The following is a 19,975-nucleotide window of genomic DNA, read 5'->3' on the forward strand; positions in this document are numbered from 1 at the left end:
ACAAATCACATCACTCAAGTAGCGACTACGCTTCGCCTTGGAAGCGGAAGACACTCATCGAGACGGGAGGCAACTCCAGCTTGATCGAATACGGACGTCCGTCCCACTCAACCTCATCGGCAACGACACCTCCGTCATTACCAAAGCCTAGGCCGCCGTAATCCTTCGCATCTGTATTGAGAATTTCCTTCCAGTATCCTGGATACGGCACGCCCACACGAAAACCTTCGCGTTGCACTGGCGTATAATTACCAACCACAGCCAAGGTATCAGTCTTCTCACTGCCATTACGCAAAAAGGTGAGCACACTGTTATCCGCATCAGAGGCATTGATCCACTCGAAGCCATCTGGGCGATTATCACCAGCAGCGAGGCCAGGAATCTCACGGTAAATACGATTTAGGTCACGCACGACTTTTTGCACGCCTTCATGATCCATATACTGAAGTAAGTGCCAGTCTAAGCTACCGGCATGCGCCCACTCAGCGGATTGACCAAAGTCACAGCCCATAAAGAGCGTCTTCTTGCCCGGCCACATCCACATGAATGCATAGAGCAAGCGAAGCTGACGCGCTTTATTCGACATCGGCTCGCCCGGCATCTTCATCATCATCGAGTTCTTTCCGTGCACGATCTCATCATGCGAGAACACTTGAGTGAAGTTTTCGGAATACTGATACAGCATACCGAACGAAAGCTGATGATGCTCGTATTTACGATAGATCGGATCCTTCTGGAAATACTCCAGAGTGTCATGCATCCAACCCATATTCCACTTCATATCAAACCCGAGGCCACCTTCAGAAGTCGGCTTCGTCACACCTGGAAATGCGGTGGACTCCTCGGCAATCATCAGAGTGCCAGGGTAATATTTGTGCACGAGATCGTTCGTGCGACGGAGGAAATTAATCGCTTCGAGATTCTCACGACCACCATATTGGTTTGGTATCCACTGCCCTTCCTCACGGGAATAATCGAGATACAGCATCGATGCCACTGCATCGACGCGCAATCCGTCAATATGATAACGCTCGCACCATGCCAGTGCGCTCGCAATCAGGAATGTGCAGACCTCGTTGCGACCATAGTTGAAGATATAGGTGCCCCAGTCTTGGTGAAAGCCCTGGCGTGGATCCGCATGCTCATAAAGTGCGGTGCCATCGAATTCACCGAGCGCGAAACTATCCGTCGGGAAGTGCGCAGGCACCCAGTCCATAATCACACCAATTCCATTTTGGTGCAGTGTATCGACTAGATACATAAAGTCTTCTGGCGAACCGAAACGATACGTCGGCGCAAAGAACCCAGTCACCTGATAGCCCCAAGAACCATCAAAGGGGTGCTCGGAAAGCGGCATGAACTCGACGTGCGTATACTGCATGTCCTTCAAATAGTCGACCAACTCGCCAGCTAACTCGCGGTAAGACAACGGACGACTCGCATCTTCAATCACTCGTTTCCAGGAACCGACATGCATCTCATAGATGGAGATCGGTGCATTCGCCCAATCCGTCGACTCACGTGTTTTGATCCACTCAGCATCGTTCCACTCATAACCGTCCACTTTACAGACGATCGAGGCGTTGCCCGGAGGCGATTCAAAGCGCGTGCCGTAAGGGTCGGTCTTCAACAATGGATATTCATGCTGCGTGCCGATCTCAAACTTGTATTTCGCGCCGGCCGCAAGCCCAGGGACAAAAACCTCCCAGATACCAGAAGCACCGAGACTACGCATCGGATGGTAGCGACCGTCCCAATGATTAAAATCACCAACGAGTGAAACACGCTTTGCACTCGGAGCCCAGACTGCAAACGACACTCCTGCGACACCATCGAGTTCACGTAGTTGCGCACCCATTTTATTATGCGCCTGATGCTCATTCCCTTCATTAAAAAGATACACATCATTATCGGACAAGCTCGGTAGAAAGCTATACGGATCATAGAATTGACGTATCTCGCCATTATAGCGCTCAATTCGCAGACGATATTTAAAGACATTCTTGCGCTTAGGCAGGATGCCCTCAAAGAAACCGTCGTCCGTTAAACGCTTCAACGGGTAGCGCGGCCCATCGGGCTTTGACACATCCACGACCTCGCAAGTTACGGCGTCGTCCAAAAAAGCTCGGACAACGATGCCCGACTTTGATCCTGCTTTATAGGGATGCATCCCTAATACTGAGTGCGGCTGACTCGATGCCACCTGAGTAATCGAGTCGAGAAGGGTTTTAGAAACAATCACAGAGAAAAGAAAAGACTAGTTATATTATCATTGGCAAGAATCTTAGCAGTTCCGAAACGATTTCAGCGAAAAAACACTGTAGAAGTTCCACTTGATTGCCACTCATGCGATAAAAGACTTGTCCACCTAAAATACCCCGCTCATAGTCCCGCCCCGTGCCACGAATCGCCCGGTTATTTCCTCTCCTTTTACTCATTACGAAGTTCTCGCTTCCGCTAACTGCGGCATTGCCAGAGCTCAGTTCGATTGAGCCCTTAGAGTTCGATGAAGCTGCGCAACGCTTAGTTGCTCGTGGCGACGCCCGTCTAGATTTTCAGGATACTCGCCTGAATGCGGATCGCATCACTTACTATCAAGAATACGGACTCGCCGATGCGCTCGGCAATGTCTCGATCTCTAGAGACGGTTATCGCCTTATCGCAGACCGCCTGAGCTACGACACTCAAGACAGTGTATTTGCGGTCGACATCCTGCGCACGGGGCAATGGCCATTCTATATCTCGAGCGTCAACGCCGGTGGCACCGCAGAGAAAACAACTTTCCAAGGAGCCACCTTTTACTACGGCAACCCGGGCACATTTACGCCAAACGTCAGCTCGAATCAAGTCGACTACACCAGCGAAGATGGCGCATTAGCCATGGCGTCGCCAACCTTTAGAATCGGCAGCGTTCCGATCATAAAATTACCGAGTTACACTTACTATACCGATCAAATGCCCTACCTGCTCGAAGTCGACGTGGGCTCCGACAGCGACCTCGGCACATATATACAGACGACTACGCTATTTCCCGTCAACTCATGGCTTCGCGCAGGAGCCAACTTAGACCTATACACGAAGCGTGGCGTGCTCGCGGGCCCCACAGCTCAGTATTCCTACAACACCGAGACTCAAACGATCAATGGCGCGCTCAGCACCGGCTACATCAACGACCAAGGCGACCCGGACCCAGGTCTTTACAACCAACCGATTGACTCGGATCGCGGATTTGTCGAATGGCGCCACCAACAACACATCGGCGAGCGCATCAGCCTAATCGCATCCGCCAGCTATTGGTCAGACTCCGAAGTGACTCGCGATTTCCGCGATAAGTATTACAACGACAACCAACAACCGGACACCTTTGCTGAAGCGGTCTACGCAGGAGACAACTACTTCCTCTCCACCTTCGGTCGCTTCCGCCCGAACGACTTCCAACTCGTTCAAGAGCGACTCCCAGAAGTGCGCTTTGATTTACTCCCAGTCCCAGTCTTTAATACTGGCGCCTACCAACGCTTCTCCGCCAGCTACGTGCATCTCGAAGAAGACTTTGGATATGTGACGGATGACTTCGATGAAACCAGCGAATCAGATCGCTTTGACTTCACCTACCGCATTGAACGCCCCGTGCTGCTAACCGACTGGCTGACCCTGACACCACTCGCAGGTGCACGCATCACACACTACGAGAATCAACAAATGGATCCGGAGGCATTGGGCAGATACAATGATCCCTACAGCGGCAACTCAACGGCGGTCTACCTCGAAGACGATCAATATACCCGTAGCATTTACGAAGTCGGTTTCGATCTCGAAGCACGCGCCTACGCGACCTACGCGACTCAGAATAAAACATGGGGAATCGACGGCCTACGCCACCAGGTTCGCCCAGTCATGCGTTACCGCTACTTCTCTGACCCTGACTCCAACAATGAAATCGCCGCGATTGACCGCGAAGCATTCGACTTAAACCGTCCACTGCTCGACCTCAGCGATTTGCGCAATGTTGACTCTATTGACGAAATGCACCTCACACGTCTGGGAGTAGAAAACCTCTTCCAAACTCGCTCAGAAGGCTACGGCTCACGCACCTTAGCCGCATTAAATTTCTACCAAGACATACTCTTCGAGAAGCAACAGAGCTACGACGGCGACAAGCAAGACACCTTCAACGCCACATGGGTCGAGCTAATGTTAACCCCAGCACCATGGCTCAGGTTCGAACTCGCCAGTCGCTTTAAAACCGAGGACCTAACCCTCGAAGAACTGCGCAGCCGCACCTCGATCCGAAGCGGTGAGATCTGGGAAATCGGACTCTCCACCGACTTCCTAAATAATAACATCAATCAATATCGCATCGACTTCATCTATCGTGTCAACGAGCGCCACTCATTCCTACTAGACACCCGCTACGACTCAGAGACCGGCCAATTCACCAAGACAGAAATCGGCGTCAACACCCGACTTAGCAGCGCTTGGGAACTCATTTACGCCGTCACCTTCCGCCAAGACGCAAGCCGTGAGAGTGACGTCGAATTCACTATCCGCTTACAGTTAGCTGGTCAGTAGCACTGAAAAATAGCGATGGAAGAAGCCCTCCTCCCTTCAAATGACTTCGCCATACGGCTACCGGCGTTTGAAGGCCCCTTGGACTTATTGCTCTACCTGATTCGCCGCAATGAAGTAGACATCTACGACATCCCGATCGAGCACGTCACCACGCAATACATCGAAGTGCTCGACTCGATGGAAAACCTCGACCTCGAAGTCGCAGGTGAATTCTTCGTCATGGCAGCGACACTCATGTATATTAAAAGTCGCATGCTGCTGCCGCAAAAAGACCAAGGCTCCAATCTAGATGTAGAGGAAGACGACATCGACCCCCGCTGGGAGCTGGTGCAGCAACTCCTCGAATACAAAAAGTTTAAAGAAGCATCCTCCGAGATCGAAGAACTCATCCTCAACAGCAACGATCTCATCGCTCGAATCGGCCCAAAAGAAGCACTAGAAGCCGTCGAGCGACCACTAAAGCCTGTCGAGCGCGTTGACCTTTGGAACACCTTCAATCAAGTGCTGCGCCGACTCGCCGAACGTATCACAACAGGCGAGATCAACGCAGAGCAAGTCACCGTCGCAGACCGCATGGAGTTCATCCTACTGCGCTTCAAGGCCAAGCCCAACTTCCTGTTCTCTGAGCTCTTCGAGTCCACGACGACCATTACCACGATTGTCGCCACATTTCTCGCCGTGCTGGAACTCACACGCCTCGGCGAGATACTCATTCAGCAAGATCGCGCCTTTTCCGACATTCGCTGCCAGCGTGGCACTAATACAGGCTTTACCTTTAATAGCACCTTCACCTAAAATTCAGTATGCTGCGAAAGACAAACAACTCCAGCCACCTGATCGGAGTCGGCTTAGACAACAAAGACGGACATAAACGAATCACTCAAGCAGAGCGCTTTGCCATCGTTGGCGGCTCCAACGAGACACACGAGCGCATGACCGAAACTGTCATCAAAACCTTTGAAACACTCGATCGCTGCGGCAAAACACTCGACAACGTCGAAAAGCAAGAACTCGCCGAAATCATCCACAAAAACACCCCAGATCAATGAGCCGCTTGACAGCTCGCCCCGAACACACCTAATTTCACGAACTACTTTATGAGCGAAGAACCGAAAAACCCCTTTCTAGAAGGCGACGAAGTCCCTTCCGACGAAGCCGCAGCCGCAGCAAAAGCACTCGCAGAAGAAGCGAGAGCCGCACGCGAGAAACTGAAGGCAGAAATGCCCAGAGCACCGATGCCCCGCGCACCGGCAAAGCCAGCACCCGCAAAGCCAGCACCCACCGCAGCTAGACCTGCCGCGCCAGCAAAACCTGCGCCCCGCACACCAATAGCCGCACCGACAAAGCCTGCACTCCGACCAGCTCCTCCCACAGGCACAGCAACACCAACTCCTGCAGCGCCGCGCCCAGCGACACCCACTCCTACCCCAGCCGCAGCTCGACCTGCGGCACCAACTCCTGCACCCGCAGCAGCTCGCCCAAGCGCACCGGCTGCCGCGGCACCGCGAGCAGCAGCAGTCAAGACGCCACCAGTTGCCGTTGAAGAATCCTCGATCAGCGTCCCTTCGCTCATTATCGATGCCGTCGCCGCCGCCGTCGCAATCGCATTTACCGCGCTCCTGTTAAAGGACGTCATGCCTTTCTTAAACTAATTACTAAATTCAAAATCTTATGTCTGAAAACATCACAGAACTCGATAGCAGCAACTTCGAAGCTGCAATAAGTGCATCCGTCCCAGTCGTCGTCGACTTCTGGGCACCATGGTGCGGCCCTTGCAAAGCAATTGCTCCAATCCTCGAAGAGCTCGCTGCAGAACTTGGCGACGCAGTCAAAATCTGCAAAGTCAACGTCGACAACAACAGCGAGATCGCTGGTAAGTTCGAAATCCGTGCGATCCCAACGATCTTGGTATTCAAGAACGGCGCAGTCTCCGATACCATCGTAGGCCTCACGTCCAAGGACGACTTGAAAGCGAAGATCTCTTAAAGGATCCGAACGCCTCTCTTTTACCCAAGCACCCGACTGAAAAGTCGGGTGCTTTTTTTTTGCTTGGTGTCGAATGCATTGATTCAAGTAGCGCGAGTCACTGTAGCTGCGCTCTTTATATACTCACGCGCATCATGGTTTGTGAAAAGTGCGTTCATGCTATTTCGCTATAGTGCTGTAGGGGCTTTGCTTGTCCCAGACCATGAGCTCTGTCGAATAGGCGAAGACCGCGCAAAGGCCACACGCATAGGAAGTGGTAAAACTTTAGCTGCCTTCGCGGGTGCCGCCCTTCGACAAGCTCTGGGCCTTGAGCCTGTCGAAACGGCAAGCAGCACCCCTACGCCAGATGCTTCAACAACGCGGTCTAAAGACACGCGCTACCACATACAGGTCAACTTCCCGCCCTAACCAAGCAACGCTGCCGTGCGCTGTGGAATCGCATCAAAGGCACCGTTAGTGAAAAAGATGAAAACACCCCCCTCAGTCGCCGAGCAGTCCTGCTGAACTTGATCAAACAGTGCCTCATTCGACTCGAATGCCTGCGCAGCGCAGCCCCCCTGAGACAATTCAGCGACCATAGTCGCAGTATCTAAGCGCTCATCGGCCGCCATTGAACCAGCTCGATGCACCGCGCCGAGATAGACTCGATCCGCTCCAGACAGCGCCTTCGTAAACGCATCCTGAAAAATTGACGTGCGCGCCGTATTACTACGCGGCTCAAAACTCACGATCAGCTCACGCCCGGGATACGCAGCCCGCAGTCCCTCCAACGCGCCAGCAATCGCAGTCGGATGGTGCGCAAAATCCTCCAGCACCGTCCAACGCTCACCACTGTGCAGCACATCCTGTCGACGACGCACTCCACCAAAGCGTGACAACGCACTGAGATCAAAGTCCAGCGGCGAGGCATGCCCACAAGAAAATGCCGAAGCGAGCGCAGCCATCGCTGCATTGCGCGCGTTGAACAAGCCGTGCATCGACCAACTGACTCGCGTCCACAACGTGCCCTTCCAGATCAGATCAAACGCCGCGCCCTGTGGCCCGTCTTCAAAATTCGCGATCTCCAAATCATTGCCCGCCTCAGTGCCAACTCGCACGACTCGCGTCCAAGGTGCAGGCAAGAGTGCCGTAATATTCGCATCATCCCCATTCACAATGGCGCAGCCTGCGCTCGGGATGATCCGTAAAAAGTGGCGAAAAGTGCGCTGCACATCTTCCAAATCTCGAAAAATATCCGCGTGATCAAATTCCAAATTATTCAGCACTGCAATCTGCGGACGGTAGTGGATGAATTTACTACGCTTATCAAAAAATGCGGTATCATACTCATCCCCCTCAATCACAAAGGCCTCGCCCTGCCCTAAACGTGCGCCACCCGGCAAATCATTCGGCACGCCACCAATCAACCAGCCTGGCTCAGCACCTGACTCTTCGAGTAAAAAGGCAGTGATCGTCGAAGTCGTCGTCTTACCATGCGTGCCAGTAATCACCACTGGCCGACGCCCCAGCAGCACTGTATCGTGAAACAATTGCGGCAAAGAAATAAACGCGACTTCCGACTGATTCAATAGCCACTCCACCTCAACATTACCACGGCTCATCGCATTGCCCACGACCACACGGTCAGGCTTCAGCTCGGCAAGACGCCCCGCATCGTAACCGTCAAAGACTTCGATGCCTGCATCAGCCAACACATCCGACATGGGTGGATAAATGCCTGTGTCTGCGCCACAGACCTCATGCCCCTGCTCGCGCACCAACAATGCCGCATTTCCCATTGCCGTTCCGCAAATACCCATAAAATAAATCCGCATCACACAGTTCTTAGGATCACCACCAAAAACTCAAGCGACAATCTCCGAAGTGAAACAGACATTCCTGTCTGTCACAGCGAAATAGCCATTCCGTTTTCTTAACTCCTAATTCCTAATTCCCAATTCTCCCTCCTTCTTTTCCTTTACCTCGTATGAAGATTCTGGAAACGTGCTCTCAATTATGGCCGATACATCTAAGCTTTCTATTCTTGTCGTAGGTTCTGGAGGACGTGAACACGCCCTCGTTCAAATGTGCCTAAAAAGCCCGCTCGCCGAGCGCGTCATTGCTACACCAGGTAACGGTGGCATGGCATCCGAAGTGGATTGCTACAACGTAGGTGTCGAAGACATCGACGGCATCGTCAAACTCGCACAGGACAACAACATCGGCCTCGTCGTCGTCGGCCCAGAAGTGCCCCTCAGCCTCGGTCTCGTGGATGCGCTCCAAGCAGTCGGCATTCCTGCCTACGGCCCGAACGCACAAGGCGCACAGCTCGAATCGAGTAAAGTCTTTTGCAAGGACTTCTTCGCTCGCCACAACATCCCGACCGCAGAATACGGTAGCTTCACCGAAGTTGGCCCTGCACTTGAATATTTAGAGACGCACCCTGCACCGATCGTCATCAAAGCTAGCGGCCTCGCAGCTGGTAAAGGCGTGATCATGGCCGAGACGCAAGACGAAGCCATCGCCGCGGTGAAAGACATGCTCGAAGGCAATGCCTTCGGAGAAAGCGGCCACGAGATCGTCATCGAAGAAACACTTTACGGCGAAGAAGCCTCCATCCACGCCATCGTATCGGGCGACGACTTTGTCTGCCTGCCACCAAGCCAAGACCACAAGCGCGCCGGCGAAGGCGACACCGGCCTCAACACCGGCGGCATGGGCGCCTACACACCAACCAGCCGCGTCACACCAGAGATGCAGGCCGAGATCGAAGCCCAAGTCATCCGCCCGACCCTCGACGGGTTTAAGGCAGACGGTATTAACTTCTGCGGCACACTCTACGCTGGTCTGATGCTCACGCCAAAGGGTGTGCGCGTGCTCGAATACAACGTCCGCTTCGGTGATCCAGAAACACAAGTCCTCCTGCCAATGGTCGCAGATGACCTCGTGCCAGTGCTCCTTGCCTCCGCAAAGGGCGAGCCACTTCCTGAGAAGCTCAACTTCCACCCAGGCGCGGCCATCGTGATTGTATTGGCAGCAGGCGGCTACCCCGGCAGCTACCCGAAGGGCGACACCATCACTTTCCCTGAAGCCACACCAGAGCGCTCAGCGATCGTCCACGCAGGCACCAACCGCGCAGACGACGGCACCATCACCACCAACGGTGGACGCGTCCTCGGCGTCAGCGGACAAGCTCCGAGCCTACAAGAAGCAGCCAACCTCGCCTACAGCGTATGCGATCAGGTCAACTTCGAAGGCAAATATCTACGCCGCGACATCGGCCATAAGGAACTCAACCGCTAAGCCTTTGCCGAACATGATGACCGTTCGACAACTTCTACGCACAGCGGTCATCTGTGTGGCGGCAGCAAGCTCTCAAGCACAGGGCCTCGACGAGGCCTTGTTCCCAGGCTTGGATAGACACAGCGACGAAAGCATTCGTCTGCATGGCCTCGCACAACTGTATCCGGGGCGCGTTCTATTTGAAGCACCGCAACTGACGACCGTCACCGAAAGCCGTGTCGCCACCCGCGTCGAAGATTTGCCGCGTGAGATTAAATACGTTCGTCTCTACCGACTCGACGAGGCACAGGCGGTGCTCGAAGCATTCCAATCACACCAGGCACTGATCCTGGATTTTCGGTTTTTAAAATCCGAAGATACCGCAATCGATCTATTCGATCACTTTGCCACCACTGGCTGGACTCAGGAGTTAACCACCATCGGCACAGTGCCCGCAGGTCTGATCGAAACTGATCTCAACGACTCATACACACTGCGCGACACACCCGTCATCGTGCTATGCAACCGCGAAACCGCAGGCCCCTTCGAAGCAATCTTACACACGCTCCAAGAAAACGGATCCATCATCGCTGTAGGCGAACCCACCGCAGGACACACCGGATTTTACGAACCAACAGTGCCCAATGCATGGATTCTCAACGGAGAAATTCGCCCCGACCACGACACCTCACTCGTTGGCAGTGGATTTCTGCCACGCATACAGATCGCTCTCAACGCCGAGGCAAACTACCTCACTTATCATCTCTACGAGGCAGGCACCGACATCACTCAACTCCTAAGGAAAGCAAATCAGACAACAGCCCAGAGTGACGACACACTCAACGATCATGACATCCCCATCGAGACCGATCAGATACTGCAACGCGGAGTTGATATCATCGCCGCCCTGCAAACACTTCAGCACCAACCCGAACTCTAACCACATAACACAGGCAAAAGTGTTGTCCCCTCCAACCAAACTTGCCTAGTATCACGACTCAATGGCTCAAGATCGCAACCTCATCCTCACAATCTGCACAGGCAATGTCTGCCGCAGCCCGATGGCAGAAAAACTCCTGCAACACGCACTCGCAGCAGAAGACTCGCCCTTAAAGGAGCTGATCGTGGAATCCGCAGGCGTCGCCGCGGGATACGGAGAGCCCGCATCGAGCAATTCAGTTGCAGCGCTCAAAAAGGTAAAAATCGACCTCTCCCAGCATAAGAGTCAGCCAGTCACACAAGAGCTCCTCGACCGCGCCTTCCTGGTCCTAGGCATGACCGACTCGCACCTCGACATCATCGAGCACTACCACACCGAGCTGCCCGAGCGTATGCACCTCTTCCGCGAATTCATGGGACCAGACGCAGATGAGCAAATCCCCGACCCTTACGGTCAAAATTTTGATGCCTATCAAGAATGCCTCGATTCGATGGTTGAAGCCATCCCTTCCATCGTCGCCTATCTACGTAAGGAATACAAATAGCCACACGCACGACGATGCCTTCTGACATAGCTAAACTGACACAGGCACTTCTAGCGTTCCGCGATGAGCGCGACTGGAAGCAATTCCACAACCCCAAAGATCTAGCCACCGCACTTTCGATCGAAGCCTCGGAGCTACAAGAAATTTTCCTTTGGAAAAACGGCACAGAAATCGACGAAACGATTCAGGCCAAGCGCCAACACCTTGAGCACGAAGTCGCCGACATTGCCGCTTATCTGCTGCTACTCTGCAACGAGCTTGACGTCGATTTAGAGTCAGCCGTGCTCAACAAAATAGAGCACAACAAAGCGAAATACCCCGCCGACCAAGTCCGCGGCAACTCCAAGAAATACAACGAGTATCACGAGCAGGGCTGAGCCCTTCGTATTCAGGTAGGGGCTTTGCTTGCGAAGACCGCGAAGGCAAGAGACGTTGTAAAACTCCGCAAGCTTAAGGCCTTTGCGCGGTCTTCGCAAGCAAAGCCCCTACCACAGGATAGCGAAACAGCTCGAATACACTTTTCACAAATTATGATGCGCGTGAGTATACCAAACTTAGCTTAGGCCGTATTGCTCCCCAACAAATTTAATCCGCACCGAGCTTCCTCTCAGGACCTAACATGCAAACCTCAAAACAGAGTTTCTAGACTACGAATTAAACCACCATTCGAAACACAGAAAAGCCGAGCCACACAATTGCGACTCGGCTTCTGTATTCAGAATTTAGCTACAATTAATCGAGATCGATCGTATAGAGTGTCGTCGTGCCACTCACTTCATTCGCGACGGCAATCATAGGCTGATGCGTCGGGCTCTTCGAAGCAGGGATAAAGTCAATCCCCTCAGGCCCGAGATCACCCGCAGTGCCATCTTCGGCATTACCAGCGAAATCGCGATTATTGACGTAATCCACAAAACTCACATCACGTGGATCGGTAATGTCGAACACCATGATTCCACCCGAACGCTCAAGCCCGACGAAGGCATAAGTGCGCCCGTTAATTTCGCCCAAAGCGAGTGCTTCAGGCTCAGGTCCCTTTGCATCAGAGCGTCCGTCAACACTGTCGTTCTCATCATTCTCAGAATTGAAATGCTCAGGATAAAACTCTGCGAGGTAGGACTCGATAAAATCGCCACTGTCGTAAACCAACTCCCCCTCGGTGCTGAAGATCGAAAACGAGCGAGCGCCCATACTATACAGTTCGTCGTGGAAGCCATCACCATCCACATCGCCCTCAGTCACTAAGATTTTCAGTCGGCCTAAGTTTTCATCCTTTTGAAGCTCCGCCGCCAAAGGAAAAGCACTCGGATCTAAATCTAATTTCGAAACACGCTTTTCATCTTCATAGTCCCCATACTCACGCCCATCGCCTTCATTCGCAGTGACGATGTAGTCCTGATTGCCAACTGAATAAGACTGAATCGAGTCTGGCATATACAGACCATGCACTGGCCAATTCGCGACACGGATCATGTCATCCTTATCCGACACATCGAGCGTATTGCCCAAGGCCGCGTGGCTCTTACTACCCAGCCCAAAGATATCCACCGCACGCTTACGGCGCAGATCGATTTTTACCATCGCATTGTTCTCTTGGCAGGCAACATACGCGTTGCGCCCAGCCGAATCAATTGCAACAAACTCAGGCTCCAAGTCTTGTGCAATCGCAGTGCCCTCAGGGCCACTGATACGCACGCCAACAACATCAGCCTCAGTGAAGTTCGTCAAAGGCACCTGAGTGACATGACGGCGACGGCTCCAACCATGTTGCTCAATCACCGTAACAGAGCCTTCAGGGTCAAATGAATAATCCGAATTCGGCTCACCTTCATTGGCCACCACCAGATACTGCCCACTGGCATCATACGTCAGCATGTCCGGCAAATAGCCTGCCGAAACGACCTCTTTGATATCACCCTTTTTATTCATAAATACAACCGAGCCACGTTCTTCCGCAGAATCGGCACCAACGGCGATGGCCACTTCATTCATCCACCACCGCGGATTGATCGCGACACTGTTAGGGTTTCCAAAGGCACTCAAATCGACTGAACGCACTAGCTCAGGTGATTCTGGCGAACTGATATCGAAAATATCGATACTGTTGGCATAGCCATTCACGACATACATCTGCTGCGTGCGAGCGTCGTATTTCACGATCTCTGCGGCCGATTCATCAAAGACATCCTCAGCCGCACCATTACGAATCGAGCTGATAGGCTTGAGCGTTAATTGAGCAAATGCCGCGTTTGCAGCAATGCCGAGCGAGAGTCCGAGTAGAGTTGTTTTCCAGGTAGTATTCATCTTTGCAGTTATTAGAATTTTGAAAGGCCATTGCCTTACCTGAATAATTCTCAGGTATATTCAAAATAACTGCCCCGTGTGAAGTTCCGGCTCAGAACACGTAACAACTCTGTGAACGCGCATAACCTTACTCTCAAATTCTGTGTATGGTGAATGAACTTGCGACAACTAGAATCATAAGGACTAAAAACAGTCTCAGTGGGCAAGTATAGCGCCACCATCGAACCGAACCACAGCCTACTCGCTACCGAAGAGCTTCTTTAATAAATCAGTCGAACGTGCGAGTGGATCTTCACGAATCGCTTGCTCTTCCAGAGCCATGGCATCAAACAAACTATCGAGCGCCTGCTCATTGACATACTGATCGAGGTCAAACGAGTCTTTGTCGCCCTTACCGACCAACGATTGAAACTTCGAGAACAGCCCGCCGCCAACCTCTGGCAACGCGTCTTCCATTTTCTTATAGCTACGTGTCGCACCCGTCGAATCTGTCGCAGCAGCAATTAAGGGCAGCATCTTCTCAGACAGCTCCTCACGCGAGTTCTTCTCTAAAAAGCGAGTGATCGCATCATCCTTCCCCTTCCACAATTTATTCAAATCGTCCATGGTCAGGCCTTGAATCGCCTTTTTAACAATTGCCGGCGAAGCTGCCACGCCCTCTTCTGCGGCACGATTCATGGTCGCCTGAAATTCATCGAGCCGATAATCCTGCCCGACCAATGCCAGTGGCTTGCGAAAGCTCTCTACAGACTTCGGCAGCGGCACACGAAATAAATCCGAATCCGAGAACCCGCCCTTTTGACTCAGCTCCGTTAACGCGCGCTCTGCCGAAACTGCCAGCGCCTCGCGTAGCGCAATGGCCAATTCGTCGGCACTGCCAAATGCCTCGGTCGCGGCATCCGAACTTGATGCGCTCTTAAACAAGGACAACGCCCGACTCCCCCAACCACCTTCGGCATGCAGCAACGAAAATGGAGACAGCATCGAAGTGATGAGCAGCGACAAAATAACAGTGGTTCGGGACTCGAAGTTCATAGATCGTAGCATCTCGACTTTCAGTAAAATAGCGAACCAAACGACCATCGAATCTCTGCATTCGTCGCGAGTGAACAGTCTACGACGTCGAAAAGCACTGATCACACACGATCCGCACCGCTACACTACACTTTCTGCGCCCTTTCTACCGATGCGCGATGAATCAAGACCGATTCTGAACTGAGCGGTTAAAATTGTCGAACTAAGGAGTATCGGCTATTAGACGTCTCAGCTCCGAAGCGTATTGCCAAAGATGCTATAATAGTCGCATGAATACACACGACTACCGCTCCATCAGTGGACAAATTGGACTTATTTTACTACTCACTTCTAGCACCGCGCTCACCGCCTCAATATGTCTATATGAACAGACTGCCTCCATCTATTACAAAGTCTTCGCAGCTGGCGCCCTGCTCTTAATTGGCATCTCACTCGATATTCTGAAAAACAGCTTCAACAACTACCGACGACGTAAGCAGCTGCGTCCCTTGCAGATCGAGCCTGAACTCCCACTGCAATACGACCTCAATGCAACGCAAAAGCTCTGGAATCCCTTTAAATTCTTCAAATCACGCCTCGGTAAATCCACCACAAAAACTCAGATCGAGCTAAGCAATGGTCACTTAATCAATCTGCGCGCAGACTCACACAAGTAACGGAAGCGGCACGGTTGACGACCGCGGAACAGAAGCCTTGATAGCAAGGATCCTAGCGAGCGTCAGCCTACAACTCCTCGGCACGTTGCCCAACCTTACGAATTAGGTTAGCAAACTGCGTGCGCTCATCTTCGTTCAGCACATCGAACAACACATTAAGGTCTTTCGCGTGGGCCTCAAAACTGGGCTCGATCAATTCAAGGCCTAAGTCGGTCAAATGCACCAGCACCACACGCGCATCTTCGATACTGCGCTCCCTTCGCACCAGACCGCGCTTCTCCAAGCGCTGCACCGCGGTGGTAATCGACCCACTGGTCAATAAGATCTTCTCCCCGATGACATTGACTGGTTGAGCACCTAAATGGAGCAGCAGTTCCAACACGGCGAAATCACTCAACGAACTCAAACCAGCCGCATTAATACTTTTCTGGCTATACGCGTTCACCGCGTGCGATGCCTTCCAAAGCAAGAGAAACAGGTGGGGTCCGGAATTCTGGTAGATCTTGGCCATGCGAGAGACAACCTCCGACATCACTTGACGTCAAGAACACTTCACTTCGCCTGAAGCTACCTCACTCGCCACGACCTCAGAACTTAATCCACCATTCTGAAGGTCATCGTAAAACTATTGCCCTTCCCTGTTGGCGTCACGCCACCAGAACCCACGCGACTAAATGCCGCCTTCACGGACGCGTCGAAAGACACATTGCCCGATGCTGGACGTAAGCGGATATTTGTAATACGACCGGAACTGATTACATCAAACTCCACCGTGACCGTCAGTCCGACGCCCGCAAGATTCGCGGGCTTTATCCATGCGGCATTAAGGCGACGATTTAATTGATCGCCGTAGCGTTGCCAAGCAGTGCGCTCAGCTGCAGTCACACTTCCGGAATTGTGCACCTGGGTCGGCAAATTGTTCTCCAATTGCTTCGCAATATCCCTAGTATTAATGGTAGGCGCTTTATACGTCGGCTTAGGCGGCGTAGGCTGACGCGGCTTCGGCGTTTTCAGCGGATTCTTGTTCCTAAATTCATCCAGCGACATCAATGGCTCTGCCTTTGCCAGCTCAGGCTTCGGCGGCTTCGGTTTCACCGGCGTCGGCGCAGGACGTGGCTGCACTGGAGCAGGCTCAGGCATCACCGGTTCCGGAATGTCCAGCGGTTCCAGATCAGGGATCTCCAAATCCAGCGGCGTTTCCATCGGCACAGTATCATTCGGCGGCGTTGAAGGCGATTGCGGGCTCGGCTCGCTGATCATCTCGAAGACATGCGGCTTATCCTTAGGCAAAAAGGCTTCGACGATGGTGGTCAAAAACAAGCAGACCAGCAGGGCGACATGTAAAATGCCCGATGCCCACAGTGACTGATTTTTACTTATCTTCATGTCGCGCTATTTAACCTTCGTATCTAGACTAATCTTTGAGAGCTTCCGCTGCTTGATCATATCAATCACGGTAATGACCTTTTGATACGGCAGGTTCGCATCGGCACGAATACTCAAGACAGGCGGCGCGGGATCCATTGCCATGGTATCAAGTAAGTCGCCTAGTTCCTGCAACGACACTTTATCTTCGCCCCAATAATAGTCGCCGGCTTTATCGACCGAAACCGCCTGAAACTCCTCACGATCGTCGGGTTGCGATTTCGAAGCCTCGACGGGAAGATTCACATCGATGGTCTGCTCCAGCAGCGGAGTCGTGACCATGAAAATAATGAGCAATGCGAACGCGAGGTCGATCAACGGTGTTACGTTGATCTCCGTCAGGGCAGACATGCGATCTTTGCGATGGAAGTTACGAGCCACTATTGAATCAATTAGGAATTAAAAATTACGAATTAGGAATTAGGATGAGCGCAGTGGCTACGCGTTCGTCGCAGCGGCTTGCGCTTCGAGTTCAATTCGGTCAGCCACGGTGCTGGCAAAATTCTCGAGCTCAACGACCGAGATCTTGGTATTTTGGAGCAAATAGTTGTAACCAAACACGGAAGGAATCGCAACGAGCAGACCAGCCACCGTGGTCAGCAACGCACCCGAGACACCAGGCGCAAGACTCTGCAAGCTCGCGGAACCCGCACCTGCCATACCACCAAAAGCATCCATCACCCCCCAGACGGTGCCGAGCAATCCGAGAAACGGCGCCCCCGTCACGATGGAGCCGAGTAACACCATCTTTGTTTCGTAACGAATAATTTGCTGAGCAAGCGCACGTTGAATGGCATTCTCCACATGCCCCATACGAAGCGTGGCACGGTGTGTATCCGCATCAACGAGATTGCCACCATAGCGGAAGAACGCCGCCAAGGCATCGCGCACGATATCGTAATATGGCCCAGTGCCCTTGCCGGGACGTTCTGGCGGCAAATCCAAAAGGTGCTCTTCTTTACCTAAGAGACGCTCGTAGCGCTTATTTTGAGAACGCAAGCGAGAGAGATCCATATACTTACCAAACAGCACCGACCATGCGAGCACGCTACAAACGATCAGCACCATCACCACGATCTTACCGGCAAAATTCGACTGCCCGAAATAGGTGAAAACATTAGGCCCGCCGGAGGCCTGAAAGAGAAGTGAATCAAATACGGTGGTTAAGCTCATTTTCTAGAAGTGCAAAAAGGGATATCATGGATAGACTCTTATTAACAACAGGCGTTCAAATCCTCGCCAGCATAAAACCAAATTCGCGATAAAAACCTTTCATCAATTCATCTCGAATTTGGTTTGCCCGCAGCCAAAGAGCTACCTACACATTCAACACAAACCATTCAACTCCCTATAAGATACATGGAATACAAATCACAAACGCTTCAAGAACTCAAAGCAAATGCCCACACCGCTATCTCTAAAAAAGCGATCGTAGGCATCGACGGCTTCGTCGATAAGATCGTGCACCCCGTCGACAAACGCACGGGCCCAGGCGACCAATTCACCCCGATTTCGACCATTGCCGAGTTCGGCTCACGTATCAGCTCCGCAGCAGGCAAGAGCGCCAACATCGAGCTCGCTCCGGTCGTCGAAAAGCTCGGCGGTAACGGCCCAATCATGGCCAACGCACAATGCGCACATGGCATCCAAGTCCGCTACCTTGGTGCGCTAGGCAAAGAGAACATTCACCCTGTATTTACTGAATTCGCCGAGAAGACCAATGCCGTATCGATCACAGACCCCGGCATCACTCACGCAGCTGAATTCTCAGATGGCAAAATTATGCTCGGCTCAATGGCCAGTCTCGACGAGATCAACTACGAGCAAATCGTCAACGCAATGGGCGCAGATGATCTGAGTCAAAGCTTCGGCGAGGCTGACCTCATCGCCATGGTAAACTGGACGATGATCCCCTACCTCTCCGAAGTCTTTAGTGACTTCTTAGAGAAACTGCTCCCCAATTTGCCAGAGAATCCAGAGCGCATCTTCTTCTTCGATCTCGCCGACCCTGAAAAACGCTCCAAAGAAGACCTCCTCGAAGTTTTGGACATTTTCGGCAAATTCGAAGCCTACGGTAAAGTCATCCTAGGGCTCAATCTCCGCGAAGCGGAGCAAGTCGATGAGCTTCTAGGATTCGACGCCATTGAGAACACGCCAGAAAATCTTCAAGTCATGGCAGCGCGTATCCGCGAAGCACTCAAGCTCGACACCTTAGTCATTCACCCGACACACGATGCCGCGTGCGCCACTCCAGAAGGCACTGCCTACGTAAAAGGTCCCTACTGTGAAAAGCCAAAAATCACTACTGGCGCTGGCGACCACTTTAACTCTGGGTTTGTCACTGCACGCCTGATTGGACTCTCGCCCGAGGCAGCACTCACTGTCGCAGTCGCGACCTCCGGTTTCTACGTCCGCACCGCGGCCAGCCCGACACTCGATGAACTCACCGAGTTCATCGGCACTTGGTAAACACATGGCTGGACTTTTTGTCACATTCGAGGGCACTGAGGGCTGCGGAAAATCAACGCAAATCAAAGCCCTCTCGGATCGTCTCCAACGCCAAGGCCAACGGGTATTGCAAACACGTGAGCCCGGCGGCACTCCGCTAGGTGAAGCCGTGCGCAACCTGCTGCAACACGACAAGGCCGGCGAAGGCATGTCCCCCGAAGCTGAACTGCTCCTCTTCACAGCGAGTCGCGCACAGCTGACACGTGAACGTATCCTGCCCGCCATCGCCCAAGGCGAGATCGTGCTCTGCGACCGGTTCATGGACTCCACCACGGTCTATCAAGGCGTCGCTCGACAGATCGATACCGAGGCCGTCGCCACCATCAACCGATTTGCCGTCGGCGAAGCGCGCCCAGATCTAACGATTCTGATCGACCTCTCCCCCGAGGTCGGCATGGCACGTGTGCGCACCCGCGGCGATGGCCAGCTGGACCGCATGGAACAAGAAGCCATCGAATTCTTCCAAGCCGTGCGCGCAGGCTATCTCAAACTCGCAGAGTCTGAACCTGAGCGCTTCATCGTGCTGGATGGCAATGACTCAGTCGAAGAGCTAGAGCAACAGATTTGGGCTGCAGTGCAGGCGCGGTTGGCGTAAACGCCAGAACGTCGAACTTCGAACGCTCAACTTTGAACGTCTAATAATAGAGAAGCGAAGTCTCCCCGTATGGGGCGTGCGTGTGCGAACCGCGAGAGGCCGAAGAGGCTTCAAGTTCCAATCGCGGGCAAAGCCCCGACTAACATTCAAAG

At 52.8% G+C, this 19,975-nt stretch carries 20 protein-coding genes; 11 read left to right on the top strand and 9 right to left on the bottom strand.

The window, feature by feature from the left end:
• Positions 1–25: 25 nt before the first annotated feature.
• Positions 26–2,170 carry a 1,4-alpha-glucan branching protein GlgB gene (gene glgB, locus GZZ87_RS16440; protein WP_162025473.1) on the bottom strand — a complete coding sequence of 715 codons (2,145 nt, stop codon included), beginning with the start codon at positions 2,168–2,170 and terminating at the stop codon, positions 26–28.
• A 227-nt stretch (positions 2,171–2,397) separates the two neighbouring features.
• On the opposite strand from glgB, the gene GZZ87_RS16445 reads away from it, so the two are divergent.
• The 3 genes from GZZ87_RS16445 to GZZ87_RS16455 are packed head-to-tail and all read left to right on the top strand — an operon-like array spanning position 2,398 to position 5,618.
• Positions 2,398–4,569, top strand: coding sequence for an LPS-assembly protein LptD (locus GZZ87_RS16445; protein ID WP_162025472.1), 2,172 nt, complete (start codon positions 2,398–2,400; stop codon positions 4,567–4,569).
• 15 nt (positions 4,570–4,584) lie between these two features.
• The gene (locus tag GZZ87_RS16450) at positions 4,585–5,364 is read left to right on the top strand and encodes a segregation/condensation protein A (RefSeq protein WP_162025471.1); all 780 of its coding nucleotides are present in this window, start codon (positions 4,585–4,587) and stop codon (positions 5,362–5,364) included.
• Positions 5,365–5,372: 8 nt separating this feature from the next.
• Positions 5,373–5,618, top strand: coding sequence for a hypothetical protein (locus GZZ87_RS16455; protein WP_162025470.1), 246 nt, complete (start codon positions 5,373–5,375; stop codon positions 5,616–5,618).
• Positions 5,619–5,659: 41 nt separating this feature from the next.
• On the opposite strand, the gene GZZ87_RS16460 is transcribed toward GZZ87_RS16455, so the two are convergent.
• Positions 5,660–6,205 (bottom strand): hypothetical protein, encoded by a 546-nt coding sequence (locus tag GZZ87_RS16460; RefSeq protein WP_162025469.1) that lies wholly within the window; start codon positions 6,203–6,205, stop codon positions 5,660–5,662.
• Between the two features lie 35 nt (positions 6,206–6,240).
• Between GZZ87_RS16460 and trxA the strand changes: the two genes are divergently transcribed.
• Positions 6,241–6,555, top strand: coding sequence for a thioredoxin (gene trxA / locus GZZ87_RS16465; protein ID WP_162025468.1), 315 nt, complete (start codon positions 6,241–6,243; stop codon positions 6,553–6,555).
• Positions 6,556–6,959: 404 nt separating this feature from the next.
• Here the strand turns inward: trxA and GZZ87_RS16470 are convergent, their stop codons facing one another.
• Complete coding sequence (locus GZZ87_RS16470; protein ID WP_244648146.1) at positions 6,960–8,354, bottom strand: Mur ligase family protein; 1,395 nt, start codon at positions 8,352–8,354, stop codon at positions 6,960–6,962.
• 196 nt (positions 8,355–8,550) lie between these two features.
• Here GZZ87_RS16470 and purD point away from each other — a divergent pair, with 196 nt between their 5' ends.
• The 4 genes from purD to GZZ87_RS16490 all read left to right on the top strand — a co-directional run bounded on the left by purD (position 8,551) and on the right by GZZ87_RS16490 (position 11,677).
• Positions 8,551–9,837 carry a phosphoribosylamine--glycine ligase gene (gene purD / locus GZZ87_RS16475; RefSeq protein ID WP_162025466.1) on the top strand — a complete coding sequence of 429 codons (1,287 nt, stop codon included), beginning with the start codon at positions 8,551–8,553 and terminating at the stop codon, positions 9,835–9,837.
• 13 nt (positions 9,838–9,850) lie between these two features.
• Positions 9,851–10,756 carry a S41 family peptidase gene (locus tag GZZ87_RS16480; protein ID WP_162025465.1) on the top strand — a complete coding sequence of 302 codons (906 nt, stop codon included), beginning with the start codon at positions 9,851–9,853 and terminating at the stop codon, positions 10,754–10,756.
• 61 nt (positions 10,757–10,817) lie between these two features.
• Positions 10,818–11,300, top strand: coding sequence for a low molecular weight protein arginine phosphatase (locus GZZ87_RS16485; protein WP_162025464.1), 483 nt, complete (start codon positions 10,818–10,820; stop codon positions 11,298–11,300).
• 14 nt (positions 11,301–11,314) lie between these two features.
• A complete protein-coding gene (locus tag GZZ87_RS16490) occupies positions 11,315–11,677 on the top strand; it encodes a nucleotide pyrophosphohydrolase (RefSeq protein ID WP_162025463.1) in 363 nt (120 codons plus the stop codon).
• A 355-nt stretch (positions 11,678–12,032) separates the two neighbouring features.
• Here the strand turns inward: GZZ87_RS16490 and GZZ87_RS16495 are convergent, their stop codons facing one another.
• Positions 12,033–13,604 (bottom strand): choice-of-anchor I family protein, encoded by a 1,572-nt coding sequence (locus GZZ87_RS16495; RefSeq protein ID WP_162025462.1) that lies wholly within the window; start codon positions 13,602–13,604, stop codon positions 12,033–12,035.
• A gap of 237 nt (positions 13,605–13,841) precedes the next feature.
• Complete coding sequence (locus GZZ87_RS16500) at positions 13,842–14,639, bottom strand: DUF4197 domain-containing protein (protein ID WP_162025461.1); 798 nt, start codon at positions 14,637–14,639, stop codon at positions 13,842–13,844.
• 269 nt (positions 14,640–14,908) lie between these two features.
• Between GZZ87_RS16500 and GZZ87_RS16505 the strand changes: the two genes are divergently transcribed.
• Positions 14,909–15,295, top strand: coding sequence for a hypothetical protein (locus tag GZZ87_RS16505; protein WP_162025460.1), 387 nt, complete (start codon positions 14,909–14,911; stop codon positions 15,293–15,295).
• 67 nt (positions 15,296–15,362) lie between these two features.
• Here GZZ87_RS16505 and GZZ87_RS16510 read toward each other — a convergent pair whose 3' ends face one another.
• The 4 genes from GZZ87_RS16510 to GZZ87_RS16525 all read right to left on the bottom strand — a co-directional run bounded on the left by GZZ87_RS16510 (position 15,363) and on the right by GZZ87_RS16525 (position 17,893).
• Entirely contained in the window at positions 15,363–15,806 is a 444-nt protein-coding gene (locus GZZ87_RS16510; RefSeq protein WP_162025459.1) for a MarR family transcriptional regulator, read from the bottom strand.
• A gap of 83 nt (positions 15,807–15,889) precedes the next feature.
• Positions 15,890–16,681, bottom strand: a complete 792-nt coding sequence (locus GZZ87_RS16515; protein WP_162025458.1) for a TonB family protein — start codon at positions 16,679–16,681, stop codon at positions 15,890–15,892.
• A gap of 6 nt (positions 16,682–16,687) precedes the next feature.
• Positions 16,688–17,101 (bottom strand): biopolymer transporter ExbD, encoded by a 414-nt coding sequence (locus GZZ87_RS16520; protein WP_162025457.1) that lies wholly within the window; start codon positions 17,099–17,101, stop codon positions 16,688–16,690.
• A gap of 57 nt (positions 17,102–17,158) precedes the next feature.
• Complete coding sequence (locus GZZ87_RS16525; RefSeq protein WP_162025456.1) at positions 17,159–17,893, bottom strand: MotA/TolQ/ExbB proton channel family protein; 735 nt, start codon at positions 17,891–17,893, stop codon at positions 17,159–17,161.
• 186 nt (positions 17,894–18,079) lie between these two features.
• Between GZZ87_RS16525 and GZZ87_RS16530 the strand changes: the two genes are divergently transcribed.
• Together GZZ87_RS16530 and tmk are read left to right on the top strand one after the other, a co-directional pair.
• Positions 18,080–19,189: a carbohydrate kinase family protein gene (locus GZZ87_RS16530; protein ID WP_162025455.1), complete on the top strand. Its 1,110-nt coding sequence runs from the start codon at positions 18,080–18,082 to the stop codon at positions 19,187–19,189.
• Positions 19,190–19,193: 4 nt separating this feature from the next.
• The gene (gene tmk / locus GZZ87_RS16535) at positions 19,194–19,823 is read left to right on the top strand and encodes a dTMP kinase (RefSeq protein WP_162025454.1); all 630 of its coding nucleotides are present in this window, start codon (positions 19,194–19,196) and stop codon (positions 19,821–19,823) included.
• Positions 19,824–19,975 lie beyond the last annotated feature (152 nt).

The organism is Lentimonas sp. CC4 (genome assembly GCF_902728235.1).
GTDB lineage: Bacteria > Verrucomicrobiota > Verrucomicrobiia > Opitutales > Coraliomargaritaceae > Lentimonas.